This window comes from Streptomyces sp. NRRL S-920 (assembly GCF_000717945.1).
Taxonomy (GTDB): Bacteria; Actinomycetota; Actinomycetes; order Streptomycetales; family Streptomycetaceae; genus Streptomyces; species Streptomyces alboniger.
The window spans coordinates 119,019-132,230 of the sequence record NZ_JODF01000009.1 but is presented as its reverse complement, the minus strand read 5'-3'; the positions used below and the strand labels follow the sequence as shown (position 1 = coordinate 132,230).

Genomic DNA, 13,212 nt, shown 5'->3' with positions numbered 1-13,212 from the left:
AACGTTGTCACGATCGCTGCGCAAGGTCTAGTAGGGAGTCAAGTGGCGAGCGGTGTCAAGGCTGTTGCGGCAGGCAGATCACCGGCCTGCCGACTCCACCGTCAGGGCGCCGTTCGTGGTCGACAGATCCAGGCGGTACTCGCCCGACGGGTCGTTCTTGAACGCCACCTTCTTCTCGCCGTTGGTGACCTTCGCCGAGACCCGGTACTTGGCGGGCGGGGCCGTCACGGTGAGGCCGCCGCTGGTGGTGCGGGCCTTGATGTTCTGCGGGGTGGCCGCGTGGATCGTCACCTCGCCGTTCGTCGTCCGCGTGTCGATGCCGCCGCCCTTGGCATCCTTGACGTGGACGCCGCCGTCGCGTGAGCGCAGCTCCACCGGGCCCGTCGCGCCGGTCACCGCGATCTCGCCGTTGGTCGTGTGCACGTCGACCGCGCCGACATCGGTCAGTTCGAGGCGGCCGTTGGACGCGCCTCCCGTCACCGGAAGCCCGGCGGGGATCTTGACGACGTAGTCGACGCCGCAGTCCTCGCCGCAGCCGGAGAGCGTCAAAACGCCGTTCCGTACGCTGAATGACGTGCGGCTCGGCTTGTCACCGCGGTAGCTGACCGTGCGGTGAACGGAGACCGCCGAGATGTCCGCGGAGGCGTCCACCTCCACCCCGCCGTTGCCGCTGTCGAGGCGGATCGAGGTTACTTTCCGGGACACCGTGGCGTCGTCCTCGAGGGTCTTCTGATCGAGGGTCGAGCACGCGGAGAGCCCGCCGGCGCTGAGAGCGGTCAGAGCTACTGCTGCGAGGACGCGGGGCGGTAAGCGGCGCATGGATTTCCCCTGGGGAGCGAGTTGGAGCGGGTCGGATCGATGATCATTCACTGCGACTCTACGCAGCGACAGCGCCGCCCACGGTGGGGGCCCCCGCCCTTGCCCGTCCCGGATCGAAGGCACGGGGGCTGCCCGAGGATCAGGCGGCGAGGCCGGGCCGCTCGCGGGTCCGCCGGACGAACTCACGGGCAGCCGGTTCGCGCCGCGAGGTGGGCGGTCCCGACGATCGCCAGGCGCATGCCGACGGACCGGGTGTACGCCCCGGTCGGCATCGCGGTGGCCTGCGCGTTCCAGCTGAGGGCAGCCCCGGGACCCGATCAGCTTGGTGAACGCCGGCACGCGGGGCACGCCCTGCCCTCTGGCCCGCTCGAAGGCGCCCTGAGCCATGTCGACCGCCTCGGACCTGAAGCCCCGCATGAGGGTCTGCATGGCCCTCGCCCCGGCCGCCTGGCGCGAGGCCGGCTGGGTCTTCCGTGCTCTCGGACTGCCCTGAACCGAAATCAGGGAAAGTCCAAAAGAAACGCCGCGAAAGTCCACGTCCCCGCCCGGTGTTGTGCGAGAGGTTTGACCAGGCGATCCCATAGGTCTCAACTAGGAAACCCCGTGGGGCAAATGTGTATTCGATCTTGCCCAGTCGAGCGCGAGTGGACTATACCTGTCGGCACCCGTCGGCCCGCACAGCCGCTCGGCGTCCACGCACGACCCCAGCTTCACACCACCGCGGTGCCGGGGAGGGTCCGGTTCACCGCCTGAGTCCTGTGAGAAGGCGAGGACTTGAGCATGGGATCCACCAGCGTCAACCGTCGTGATGTCATCAAGAGGGCGGCCGCCACCGGTCTGCTCGCGGTGCCCGCCGTGGGGGCGCTCAGCTCCTGCGCCAGCGGGGGCGGCGAGGAGAACAAGGCCGAGAAGGGGAAGAAGAGCAAGAAGAATCCCCTCGGCGTGAAGGAGGACGCGGCCCTCGCGGTCTACATCTTCAACGGCGGGTACGGCGACAAGTACGCCCAGTTCGTCACGGACATGTACGCCGAGAAGTATCCGAAGGCCGAGGCGAGCCAGAAGGCGACCGAGAAGATCGCCACCCAGGTGCAGCCGAAGATCGTACGCGGCAAGCCCACGGCGGACGTCGTCAACAACTCCGGCGCCGACCAGATGAACCCGGGCAAGCTCGTGCACAACAAGCAGGTCGCCGATCTGAGCGAGGTGCTCGACGCCCCCTCGTGGGACGACCCGGACGTCACGGTGCGCGAGACGCTGGTGCCGGTCGTGGAGCAGATGGGCCGCTTCGGCGGCAGGGAGTGCTACCAGCTGAACATCGCGCTGACGGTGTACGGCAACTGGCACTCCAAGAAGCTCCTGGAGGACGGCCTTGACTCCGCGTACCCGAAGACCTGGGACGAGATGCTCGCGGTCTGCAAGAAGGCCAAGGCCAAGGGAATCCACGGCTGGAGCTACCCGGGCGGCCACCCGCGGTACATGTTCTTCAGCATGTACACGATGTTCGCCCAGCGCGGCGGCCGCGAGGTCATCGAGGCGATGGACTACCTGGAGCCGGGCGCCTGGAAGCACGACGCGGTCAAGGACGTCTTCGAGGCCTGGGAGGAACTGGTCGCCAAGAAGTACGTGCTGACCGGCTTCGACGGCCAGCAGGCGCACACCGAGATGCAGACCGCCTGGACGAAGGAGGGCAAGTGCCTCTTCGTACCCAACGGTTCCTGGGTGGAGAACGAGGCGAAGGACACCACCCCCGAGGACTTCCGGATGACCGTGGGCGCGACCCCGTCGCTGGACTCGGGCGACAAGATGCCGTTCGGCACGCTCTACGCCCCGGCCGGTGAGCCCTTCATCATCCCCGCCAAGGCCAAGAACCGGCAGGGCGGCCTGGAGTGGCTGCGGATGATGTACAGCAAGGAGGCCGCGCTCAATCTCTTCAAGGAGATCGGCTCGATGCCCGTCGTCAAGGGCGCCATCGACGGCCAGAAGCTCCCCTCGGGTACGGCGAGCGCCCAGGCGGCGATCAAGGCGGCCGGCGAGAACATCGTCATTCCCCAGTTCATGGACTGGTACAACGAACTGTTCCGCGAGGACTTCAACAACATGATCCACAAGTTCATGCAGGGCCAGATCGGCCCCAAGCAGGCGATGGACACCATGCAGAAGGCCAGCGAGCGGATCCTGAAGGACCCCGACGTCACCAAGGTCAAGAAGGCCTGAACGGCGTGAAGACCGACCCCCGGGTGGCCAAGCCCCCGCCCTCGAAGAAGAGGGCGGAGCCCAAAACTCCGCCCAAACCGGCCAACGGGCCGCTGCTGTGTCTGGCGTTCCTGCTGCCGCCCGGCCTGACCCCGCGCCGGGTCCGCTACGACCGGCGCTACCGCACGCTCGACAAGTACCGCTTCATCGTGGGCTTTCTCGCCGTGCCGCTCGCGTTCTACGTGCTGTTCGTCATCTCGCCCTTCCTCCAGGCGATCTACTACTCCTTCACCGACTGGTCCGGCGGCCCGGTGGCGAACTTCGTCGGGTTCGACAACTACCGCAAGATGTGGGACGACGAGCGGTTCTGGGACTCGCTGGAGGTCAGCGTCCTCCTGCTCGTCGTCGCCCCGCTCCTGACCCTCGTCCTCGGCATGTTCTTCGCCTACATGATCACCGCGGGCGGCCGGCACCGCAGGGGACAGGCCATCGCGGGCGTCGTCGGATCGTCGTTCTACAAGGTCGTCTACTTCTTCCCGCAGGTCCTGTCCGTCGCCATCATCGCCGTGGTGTGGGGGCGCGTCTTCAACACCAACAGCGGCCTGATCAACGGGGGCCTTGACAAGGCCGGCGTCGACGGCCCGGCCTGGCTGGGCGGTGACCAGACGCTCGGCCTCATCTCGCTGCTCATCGTGATCAGCTGGAGCTTCATCGGCTTCTACGTCGTCCTGTTCTCCGCCGCGATGGGCGCCATCCCCAAGGACATCTACGAGGCCGCGCTCCTGGACGGGGCGGGCCGCGCCCGTACGTTCTTCAGCGTCACGCTCCCGCTGATCTGGGACACCGTGCGCACCGGCTGGATCTACATGGGCATCCAGGCGCTCGACACCTTCGCGATCTGCCTCGTGATGGTGCCCTCGCACGTCCTGAAGGTCACCCCGGTCTTCCTCTACGAACGGTTCCGTGACGGCCAGTACGGCTACGCCACCTCCATCGGTGTCGTCCTGCTCGTCCTGAGCATGGCGTTCTCCGTGATCGTCATGCGGGCCGGGAACCGCGACCGGATCGAATACTGAGACCGGATCGAATACCGAGACCGCGGGAGCCACCTGCACATGACCACGACCAGCGCCGCCGCGCCCCGCCCCGAGACCGCCGCCGTACCCCGCGCGAAGGAGTCGGGCGCGACCCTCAACGTCTTCTCGCACGCCTTCCTCGTCCTGTGGGTCGTCCTCGCCGCCGGGCCCCTGATCTGGGTCGCCCTCACCGCGTTCCGCCCCTCGGCCGACATCCTCAGCGATCCGACGGGCTGGCCCGCCTCCTTCCACTGGGAGAACTTCACCAACGCGTGGAACAAGGCGAACATCGGCCAGTACACCGTCAACTCGCTGATCATCCTGGCCGGTTCACTGACCGGCACCATGCTGCTCGGGTCTATGGCCGCCTACGTCCTCGCCCGCTTCGCCTTCCCCGGCAACCGCCTCATCTTCCTGCTCTTCGTGGGCGGCATGACGTTCCCCGTCATCCTCGCGCTCGTCCCGCTCTTCGCCGTCATGGAGAACTTCGGGCTCCTCGACACCCGGCCGGGCCTGATGATCGCCTACATCGCGTACTCACTGCCCTTCACCACCTTCTTCCTGACCTCCTTCTTCCGCACGCTGCCGACCGGCGTGCAGGAGGCGGCGATGGTCGACGGTGCCTCGCACACCCGTACGTTCTTCCAGATCATGATGCCGATGGCCAAGCCCGGCCTGGTCAGCATCGGCATCTTCAACTTCCTCGGCCAGTGGAACCAGTACCTGCTTCCGCTGCTGCTCAACAACGAGGACGAGAAGACCTACGTACTGCCCCAGGGCCTCGCCTCGCTGGCCGTCTCCCAGGGCTACCGCGGCGACTGGGGAGCGCTCTTCGCGGGTCTGACGATCGCGATGCTGCCGGTGCTCGTCGTCTACGCCGTCTTCCAGCGACAGGTACAGGCCGGTCTGACCGCCGGCGCCCTCAAGTGACCTGGTAGGGCAGGTGATTTCAGGTTGGCCACGAAAGTGGTCTAGGCCTGTCTAGGCAGAAGTGGACGTGCGTATTCTCGGCGCCACGGCGCCGCGGGGGTGCGACTGTACGCGCTCAAGTCGACACCGATGTCGAAGGGTTGGACAGCATGAGGAATCGAATGGTCGCCACCGGTGCGGCAACGCTCTGCATGGCACTGGGACTTACCGCCTGCGGCGGGGACGGCGACAGCGGCGACAGCAAGACGATCAAGCTCGTCGCCGCCGACTACGGCGACAAGGCCTCCAACGCCTCCAAGGTGTACTGGAACCAGGTCAAGAAGGAATTCGAGAAGGCCAACAAGGGCTACAAGGTCGACGTCCAGGTCATCAACTGGAACGAGATCGACAAGTCCGTCAAGAACATGATCCAGGCAGGCGACGAGCCCGACCTCCTCCAGACCGGCGGTTACGCCGACAAGGTCGCCGACGACCTCCTCTACAAGGCGGACGAGGTGATGTCGGCCAAGACCCGCGAGAACCTCATCCCCACCTTCGCCAAGGCCGGCGAGGTCGACGGCACCCAGTACGGCATCCCGTGGGTCTCCTCCAGCCGCGTGATGTTCTACAACAAGGACGTCTTCAAGAAGGCCGGCGTGAAGACCCCGCCGAAGACCTGGGACGAACTCGCCGCGGCCGCGAAGAAGATCAAGGACAAGAAGGCCGCCGAGACCCCCTACGCCCTGCCGCTCGGCCCCGAGGAGACCCAGGGCGAGACGATGATGTGGGAGCTGGGCAACGGCGGCGGCTACACCGACGCGAGCGGCAAGTACACCCTCGACAGCGCCCAGAACGTCGAGACGTTCGAGTGGCTCAAGACCAACCTGGTCAAGCCCGGCCTCACCTACGCCAACCCCGCCTCCACCGACCGCAAGACGGCCTTCGCCGACTTCGCGGGCGGCAAGGTCGGCATGCTCAACGGCCACCCGAGCCTCATCCAGATGGCCAAGGGCGGCAACGTCGACTACGGCGTGGTCCCCATCCCCGGCAAGGACGGCCCGCTGGAGAGCACCCTCGGCGTGGCCGACTGGATGATGGCGTTCAAGGACGGCGGCGCCGAGAAGGCGGGCGTGAAGAAGTTCCTGGACTTCACGTACTCCAAGAAGATGCTGGAGTTCGACGAGATGTACAACCTCATGCCCGTCACCCAGGACGCCCTGAAGACCATGCGGAGCAACGGCAAGCACAAGGACCTGGAGCCGTTCTTCAAGGTGCTGCCGAGCGCGAAGTTCTACCCGCTGGGCGACACCTCCTGGGACCTCGTTTCCGCCGAGATCAAGAAGACCGGCGGCAAGGCCGTCGTCGACGACCCGAAGCAGGTGCTCGGCGACCTCCAGAAGAAGGCGGAGTCGGCGGCGGCCGACGCCAAGTAACCTCCGGCATCCCCCAGGCACCCCCCGTCAACCCAGTTCGCAAGGAGTCCTTGTGTCACTGAAGGCCCCTCCGTCCCCTGCCGACGCAGGCCGGGGACGGGGCGGGCGCGCGGCAAGGCCGGTGAGCCGCCGCAGCGGCATCGCCCGGCTCGGCCCGCTGCCCTGGATAGCGCCCGTCATCCTGCTGATCCTCGCCGTGGTCGTCTGGCCCGTCATCGAGCTGATCCGCACCTCGTTCCTCAACATCTCCATCGCCGGCAAGGTGCGCGGCAGCGCCGGGGCCGACAAGTTCAAGAAGCTCTTCGAGGAGAGCGACTTCGGGGCGGTCCTGACGTGGACGGTGATCTGGACGCTCGTCGTCGTCACCGTCACGATGCTGCTCTCCCTCGCCCTCGCACAGCTCTTCAACCAGAAGTTCCCGGGCCGGCGCCTCACCCGCTGGGCCCTCATCGCCCCCTGGGCGGCATCCGTCCTGATGACCGCCATCGGCTTCAAGTGGATGCTCAACCAGACCGCCGGCGTCCTCAACACGCTGATGCTCGACCTCGGCCTCATCGACAGCTCCAAGGACTGGCTCGGCCGGCCGGAGACCGCCTGGCCCTGGATGATGGCCGTCGCCGTCTTCGTCTCCCTGCCCTTCACCACGTACACGCTCCTGGCGGGCCTCCAGACCATCCCGCGGGACATCTACGAGGCCTCGCGGATCGACGGGGCGGGGCCCTGGCAGACGTACCGCCACATCACGCTCCCGATGCTGCGGCCCGCCTTCCTCGTCGGCGTGGTCATCAACCTCATCAACGTCTTCAACTCCTTCCCGATCATCTGGGCCATGACCCAGGGCGGGCCGGGCTACGACACCTCCACGTCGATGGTGTTCATGTACAAGCTGAAGGAGACCGACATCGGTGAGTCCGCGGCCATGTCGGTCGTCAACTTCCTGATGGTCGTGGTGCTCGTGCTGATCTTCCTGAAGGTCAGCCGGTGGAACGAGGAGGACTGATGGCCACCGCCACGGCGACCCGCCCCGCGCCCCGGAAGGGCCGCGCACCCAAGCGCTCCTTCCGGCCCCGCACCCTGGTCATCACGGCCTGCGCCTGGCTCCTCGCGGCGGTCTTCCTCGCGCCGTACCTGGAGATGATCGTCACCGCGCTGCGCCCGAAGGAGGAGCTGCGGGACCGCACGTATCTGCCCCAGAACCTGGAGTGGGCCAACTTCATCGACGTATGGAAGGAGTCCGATCTCGGCCAGAACCTCCAGGTCACCCTGCTCGTGGCAGGCGGCGCCACGCTCCTGGTCCTCCTCGTCTCCCTCCCGGCCGCCTACTACACGGCCCGCATTCGCTACCGCGGCCGCAAGCTCTTCCTGGTCCTCGTCCTCGTCACCCAGATGTTCCAGCCGACGGCCCTGCTGGTCGGCCTCTACCGCGAGTTCCACCAGCTGGACATGCTGAACTCGGTCTGGACGCTGATCCTCACCAACGCGGCGTTCAACCTCGCCTTCGCCGTGTGGATCCTGACGGCCTACATCAGCTCGATCCCACCCGAGCTGGAGGAGGCCGCCATGGTGGACGGCACCAGCCGCTTCGGCGCGATGATCAAGGTGACGCTGCCGCTCGCGCTCCCCGGCGTGGTCACCGCGGTGATCTTCACCTTCATCACCTCCTGGAACGAGTTCGTGATGGGCCTGACGCTCACCACGGAGCCGGACAAGCAGCCGCTGACGGTGGGCCTCAGCAACTTCATCGGCAACTACACGGTCCAGTGGAACTACCTCTTCGCCGCGTCGGTGGTCGCGATCGTGCCGGTCATCGTGCTCTTCGCCTTCATCGAGCGGCATGTGGTGTCGGGGCTCACGGCGGGGTCCGTGAAGTAGCGGCCGGCGCCGAGGCGGGCCGGGGCCCGGCGGGGGAGCGGAATACCTCCCGCCGGGCCCCGGCCCGTTCCGTGTCCGTTCCCCTGTTTTTCCGTCAAGGACTTGACTGCGCCAACCCCTTCATCGGAGCTTGGAGTTCACAACTTGTACGGGCGGCCCTGGTGCCGTACGTCATACGGCAAAGGTGGAAGAGTCAATGGAGACTCCGGGGTCGCAGTCCTCTCTGCACCGGGCCAATCTGGAGCGGGTCGTACGCGCCGTACGCCTGGCCGGGTCGCTCACGCAGGCGGAGATCGCGAGGACGACGGGCCTGTCGGCGGCGACGGTCTCCAACATCGTGCGCGAGCTGAAGGACGCCGGAACGGTCGAGGTCACGCCCACCTCGGCGGGCGGCAGGCGGGCCCGCAGCGTCTCCCTCAGCGGCGACGCGGGCATCGTCATCGGCGTCGACTTCGGACACACCCACCTGCGCGTGGCGGTCGGCAACCTCGCCCACCAGGTACTCGCCGAGGAGGCCGAGCCGCTGGACGTCGACGCGTCCGCCGCGCAGGGCTTCGACCGGGCAGAGCAGCTGGTCAGCAGGCTGATCGCGGCCACCGGCGTGGACCGTACGAAGATCACGGGCGTGGGGCTCGGCGTGCCGGGGCCCATCGACGTGGAGTCCGGGACGCTCGGCTCGACCTCGATCCTGCCGGGCTGGGCCGGCACCAAGCCCGCCGAGGAGCTGGGCGCCCGGCTCGGCGTGCCGGTGCACGTGGACAACGACGCCAACCTCGGCGCGCTCGGCGAGCTGGTCTGGGGGAGCGGCCGCGGGGTCAAGGACCTCGCGTACATCAAGGTCGCGAGCGGTGTCGGCGCGGGGCTGGTGATCAGCGGGCGGATCTACCGGGGGCCCGGCGGCACGGCGGGGGAGATCGGCCACATCACCCTCGACGAGTCGGGCCCGGTCTGCCGCTGCGGCAACCGCGGCTGCCTGGAGACCTTCACCGCCGCCCGTTATGTCCTGCCGCTGCTCCAGTCGAGCCACGGCACGGATCTGACCATGGAGCGTGTGGTGGGCCTCGCCCGGGAGGGCGACCCGGGGTGCCGGCGCGTGATCGCCGACGTCGGGCGGCACATCGGCAGCGGCGTGGCGAACCTCTGCAACCTCCTCAACCCCTCCCGGGTCGTCCTCGGCGGCGACCTCGCGGAGGCCGGTGAGCTGGTGCTCGGCCCGATCAGGGAGTCCGTCGGGCGGTACGCGATCCCGAGCGCGGCCCGGCAACTGACCGTGCTGCCGGGGGCACTTGGCGGCCGCGCCGAGGTGCTCGGCGCACTGGCCCTCGCACTCAGCGAGATGGGCGATTCAACCCTTTTGGATGGAACGCTCCCCGCAGATACTCCCGCCTTCACTTAGATAACGCATGGCACCGTTGTCATCTCGTTAAGGATTTACTCCTTGACGCTGGTGTGGCGGCCGAGTTGACTTCGAGCCACCTCGGCCGCAACGACGCGGCCTCGTCAGGGAGGCACCCCACCATGAACGCAATGACGCGTCGCGTCGTCATAGGCACGGCCGCGGTTTCGATGGCACTGGCCATGACCGCGTGCGGCAAGGCCGGAGACGGCGATGACAAGGGCAGCGGCGGCGACGACAAGACCATCGGTCTGCTGCTCCCCGAGAACAAGACGACCCGGTACGAGACCTTCGACCGCCCCATCATGGAGGCGAAGATCAAGGAACTCTGCTCGGACTGCGAGGTCAAGTACAACAACGCCGCTCAGGACATCGAGAACCAGAAGAAGCAGTTCGACGCCCTCATCACCCAGGGCGTCAAGGTGATCATTCTGGACGCGGTCGACTACAAGTCGACGAAGTCCTGGGTCGAGCGGGCCGACAAGGAGGGCGTCAAGGTCGTCGCGTACGACCGTCTCGCCGAGGGCCCGCTCGCCGCCTACGTGTCCTACGACAACGAGAAGATCGGCCGCCTCCAGGGCGGCGCCATGGTCAGGGCGCTCGGCGCCAAGGCCAAGGACGCCAACGTGGTCATGATCAACGGCTCGCCGACCGACCCGAACGCCCCCTTCTTCAAGAAGGGCGCCCACTCGGTGCTCGACAAGAAGGTCAAGAAGATCGCGTACGAGCAGGACATCCCGGACTGGTCGCCCGACGAGGCGAACAGGAAGATGTCCTCCGCGATCGACAAGCTGGGCAAGGACGGCATCCAGGGCGTCTACGCCGCCAACGACGGCATGGCGGGCGGCGTGATCACCGCGCTGAAGCAGCGCGGCATCAAGGTCCCGGTGGGTGGCCAGGACGCCGAGCTGGCGGGCGTGCAGCGCCTGCTGAGCGGCGACCAGGACTACACGATCTACAAGGAGATCAAGCCGGAGGCCGAGACCACCGCCGAGATCGCCGTGCGCCTGCTCCAGGGCAAGGCCATCGACACCGTCACCGACCGCAAGGTCGACTCGCTCAGCGGCGACTTCAAGGGGATCCCCGCCCGGCTGTACGACGCGCAGGCGATCACCAAGAACGAGGTCGCCGAGACGATCGTCAAGGACAAGGTCTACAAGGTCAGCGAGATCTGCACCGCCCAGTACAAGAAGGCGTGCGACGCGGCGGGCATCAAGTAACTCCCGCAACTGACGCGGACGGCCGCGCCGTTCGCACCCCACGGGCTCCGTGGGGCGTTCGTGAGAGCGCTCCACGGGCCGCTGTTCTGCTCTCGCTGTACCACCATCCCCGCCGGTCAGGCGGTGAAGGAGATGATTCACGTGTCCGCTACGCCCGTGCTGGCGTTGCGCGGGGTCTCCAAGCGGTTCGGCGCCGTCCAGGCGCTCACGGACGTAGACCTCGAAATCCACACCGGTGAGGTGGTCGCCCTGGTCGGCGACAACGGCGCCGGCAAGTCCACCCTCGTCAAGACGATCTCGGGCGTTCACCCGATCGACGACGGCACCATCGAGTGGGAGGGCCGCCCGGTCCGCATCGGCCGGCCGCACGACGCCCAGAACCTCGGCGTGGCCACCGTCTACCAGGACCTCGCCCTCTGCGACAACCTCGACGTCGTCGCCAACCTCTTCCTCGGCAGCGAGCTGAAGAGCGCCTCCGTCCTCGACGAGATCAGGATGGAGAAGCGGGCCAGGGAACTCCTGGACACCCTCTCCATCCGCATCCCCAGCGTCCGCATCCCCGTCGCGGCGCTCTCCGGCGGTCAGCGCCAGGTCGTCGCGATCGCCCGCGCGCTGGTCGGCGACCCCAAGGTCGTCATCCTCGACGAGCCCACCGCGGCCCTCGGCGTCGAGCAGACCGCGCAGGTCCTCGACCTGGTCGAACGGCTGCGCGAGCGCGGCCACGGCGTGATCCTCATCAGCCACAACATGGCCGATGTACGGGCCGTCGCGGACAAGGTCGCGGTGCTGCGGCTCGGCCGCAACAACGGCACGTTCTCCGTCGCCGGCACCACCAACGAAGAGATCATCGCCGCGATCACCGGCGCCACGGACAACGCCGTGACCCGCCGCAAGGCGCGTACGGCCACGGCACCGAAGGAGGGAGCGAAGTGAGCGACCTCGCCAAGACCCCGACGAGCACCGACTCCGGCACCCCGGCCCCGGCCGCCCCGGTCCCCGCCGTCGACCCGCGCCTCCTCGTCCGCGAGGAGGGCCTGGCCGGCTACTGGACCGAGTTCAAGCGCAAGATGCGCGGCGGTGAGCTGGGCTCGCTGCCCGTCGTCATCGGCCTGATCGTCATCGCGGTCGTCTTCCAGCTGAAGAACGACCACTTCCTGGACGCGAGCAGCCTCGCGAACATCGCCGTCTTCACCTCCGGCCTCGGCATCATGGCCGTCGGCATCGTCTTCGTCCTGCTGCTCGGCGAGATCGACCTCTCGGTCGGCTCGGTCGCGGGCATGGGTGCGGCGGTCTGGGCGGTGCTGAGCGTCACCCACGATCTGAACGACTGGCTCGCCGTCGTCATCGCCGTCCTGGCCGGCCTGGCCATCGGCGCCGTCCACGGGTTCTTCTTCGCCAAGATCGGCGTACCCGCCTTCGTGGTCACCCTGGCGGGCTTCCTCGGCTGGAGCGGCCTCCAGATCTGGCTGATGGGCGGCGAGGGCAGCATCAACACGCCCGAGGGCAGCGTCGTCGAGGACCTGACCGGGCACTTCTTCGCGGAGAAGGCCGCGGCCTACGGTCTCGCCGCCGTCGCGATCATCGCGTACGCCGCGTCCCTGCTGCTGGACAGCAAGCGCCGCAAGGCCGCCGGGCTGCCCTCGCGCCCGGTCAGCGAGATCGTGCTGCGCACGGTCGTCGTCGCCGTCCTCGCGGGCGGCGCCGCGTACGTCCTGAACGAGCCCGCGGGAGCGCGCGGACTGCCGCTCGCCCTGGTGCTCTTCCTCGCCGTCCTGGTCGTCGCGGACTTCGTGGCGCGGCGCACCACCTTCGGCCGCCAGGTCTTCGCGGTCGGCGGCAACGCGGAGGCCGCGCGCCGGGCCGGTATCAACGTCGACCGGGTCCGGATCATCGTCTTCGCGGTGTCCGGGATGCTGGCGGCCTTCGGCGGCCTGTTCATCGCGAGCCTCTCCGGCGGCGCCACGAAGAGCCTGGGCGGCGGCAACACGCTGATGATGGTGATCGCGGCGGCCGTCATCGGCGGGACGAGCCTCTTCGGCGGACGCGGCAAGGTGTGGTCCGCGCTGCTCGGCATGCTGGTGATCCAGTCCATTCAGCAGGGGCTGAATCTGCTCGGTATGGCGAGTGAGATTCAGTACATGATCACGGGGGCTGTGCTGCTCGCCGCGGTGGTCATCGACTCTGTTTCGCGGCGTACGCAGAAGTCCGCCGGGCGCGCGTAGGCGCTCCGCTGGTGGGGCGGCTCTTCGGGTGCGGCGCCGTCGTCGCTGGTCGCGCAGTTCCCCGCGCCCCTC

11 protein-coding genes are annotated in these 13,212 nt (G+C 67.7%); 10 read left to right on the top strand and 1 reads right to left on the bottom strand.

The features are described 5' to 3' along the window. Positions 1-78: 78 nt before the first annotated feature. Positions 79-819 (bottom strand): DUF4097 family beta strand repeat-containing protein, encoded by a 741-nt coding sequence (locus IG54_RS0109455; RefSeq protein ID WP_030779870.1) that lies wholly within the window; start codon positions 817-819, stop codon positions 79-81. Between the two features lie 780 nt (positions 820-1,599). On the opposite strand from IG54_RS0109455, the gene ngcE reads away from it, so the two are divergent. The 10 genes from ngcE to IG54_RS0109395 all read left to right on the top strand — a co-directional run bounded on the left by ngcE (position 1,600) and on the right by IG54_RS0109395 (position 13,140). Then, positions 1,600-3,033 (top strand): N-acetylglucosamine/diacetylchitobiose ABC transporter substrate-binding protein, encoded by a 1,434-nt coding sequence (gene ngcE / locus IG54_RS0109440; RefSeq protein ID WP_030779867.1) that lies wholly within the window; start codon positions 1,600-1,602, stop codon positions 3,031-3,033. A 125-nt stretch (positions 3,034-3,158) separates the two neighbouring features. After that, the gene (locus IG54_RS0109435; RefSeq protein ID WP_234336083.1) at positions 3,159-4,088 is read left to right on the top strand and encodes a carbohydrate ABC transporter permease; all 930 of its coding nucleotides are present in this window, start codon (positions 3,159-3,161) and stop codon (positions 4,086-4,088) included. Positions 4,089-4,127: 39 nt separating this feature from the next. Then, positions 4,128-5,018, top strand: coding sequence for a carbohydrate ABC transporter permease (locus tag IG54_RS0109430; protein ID WP_030779861.1), 891 nt, complete (start codon positions 4,128-4,130; stop codon positions 5,016-5,018). A 149-nt stretch (positions 5,019-5,167) separates the two neighbouring features. Beyond that, positions 5,168-6,430: an extracellular solute-binding protein gene (locus IG54_RS0109425; RefSeq protein ID WP_030779859.1), complete on the top strand. Its 1,263-nt coding sequence runs from the start codon at positions 5,168-5,170 to the stop codon at positions 6,428-6,430. A gap of 52 nt (positions 6,431-6,482) precedes the next feature. Then, on the top strand, positions 6,483-7,430 hold the full coding sequence (locus IG54_RS0109420) for a carbohydrate ABC transporter permease (protein ID WP_199809517.1): 948 nt from the start codon (positions 6,483-6,485) through the stop codon (positions 7,428-7,430). Further along, positions 7,430-8,302 (top strand): carbohydrate ABC transporter permease, encoded by an 873-nt coding sequence (locus IG54_RS0109415; protein ID WP_030779852.1) that lies wholly within the window; start codon positions 7,430-7,432, stop codon positions 8,300-8,302. Before IG54_RS0109420 ends, IG54_RS0109415 begins: the two co-directional genes overlap by 1 nt. Before the next feature lie 196 nt (positions 8,303-8,498). Beyond that, on the top strand, positions 8,499-9,698 hold the full coding sequence (locus IG54_RS0109410) for an ROK family transcriptional regulator (protein ID WP_030779849.1): 1,200 nt from the start codon (positions 8,499-8,501) through the stop codon (positions 9,696-9,698). 122 nt (positions 9,699-9,820) lie between these two features. Continuing rightward, positions 9,821-10,918: a sugar ABC transporter substrate-binding protein gene (locus IG54_RS0109405; protein ID WP_030779846.1), complete on the top strand. Its 1,098-nt coding sequence runs from the start codon at positions 9,821-9,823 to the stop codon at positions 10,916-10,918. A gap of 132 nt (positions 10,919-11,050) precedes the next feature. Beyond that, positions 11,051-11,851 carry an ATP-binding cassette domain-containing protein gene (locus IG54_RS0109400; RefSeq protein WP_030779843.1) on the top strand — a complete coding sequence of 267 codons (801 nt, stop codon included), beginning with the start codon at positions 11,051-11,053 and terminating at the stop codon, positions 11,849-11,851. Continuing rightward, positions 11,848-13,140, top strand: coding sequence for a sugar ABC transporter permease (locus tag IG54_RS0109395; protein ID WP_030779840.1), 1,293 nt, complete (start codon positions 11,848-11,850; stop codon positions 13,138-13,140). Before IG54_RS0109400 ends, IG54_RS0109395 begins: the two co-directional genes overlap by 4 nt. Positions 13,141-13,212: the final 72 nt, after the last annotated feature.

What these genes read in the sequence shown, in the direction of transcription:
- IG54_RS0109455 (WP_030779870.1), bottom strand. Translation starts at nt 819, where the DNA reads ATGCGCCGCTTACCGCCCCGCGTCCTCGCAGCAGTAGCTCTGACCGCT.
- ngcE (WP_030779867.1), top strand. Translation starts at nt 1,600, where the DNA reads ATGGGATCCACCAGCGTCAACCGTCGTGATGTCATCAAGAGGGCGGCC.
- IG54_RS0109430 (WP_030779861.1), top strand. Translation starts at nt 4,128, where the DNA reads ATGACCACGACCAGCGCCGCCGCGCCCCGCCCCGAGACCGCCGCCGTA.
- IG54_RS0109425 (WP_030779859.1), top strand. Translation starts at nt 5,168, where the DNA reads ATGAGGAATCGAATGGTCGCCACCGGTGCGGCAACGCTCTGCATGGCA.
- IG54_RS0109415 (WP_030779852.1), top strand. Translation starts at nt 7,430, where the DNA reads ATGGCCACCGCCACGGCGACCCGCCCCGCGCCCCGGAAGGGCCGCGCA.
- IG54_RS0109410 (WP_030779849.1), top strand. Translation starts at nt 8,499, where the DNA reads ATGGAGACTCCGGGGTCGCAGTCCTCTCTGCACCGGGCCAATCTGGAG.
- IG54_RS0109405 (WP_030779846.1), top strand. Translation starts at nt 9,821, where the DNA reads ATGAACGCAATGACGCGTCGCGTCGTCATAGGCACGGCCGCGGTTTCG.
- IG54_RS0109400 (WP_030779843.1), top strand. Translation starts at nt 11,051, where the DNA reads ATGATTCACGTGTCCGCTACGCCCGTGCTGGCGTTGCGCGGGGTCTCC.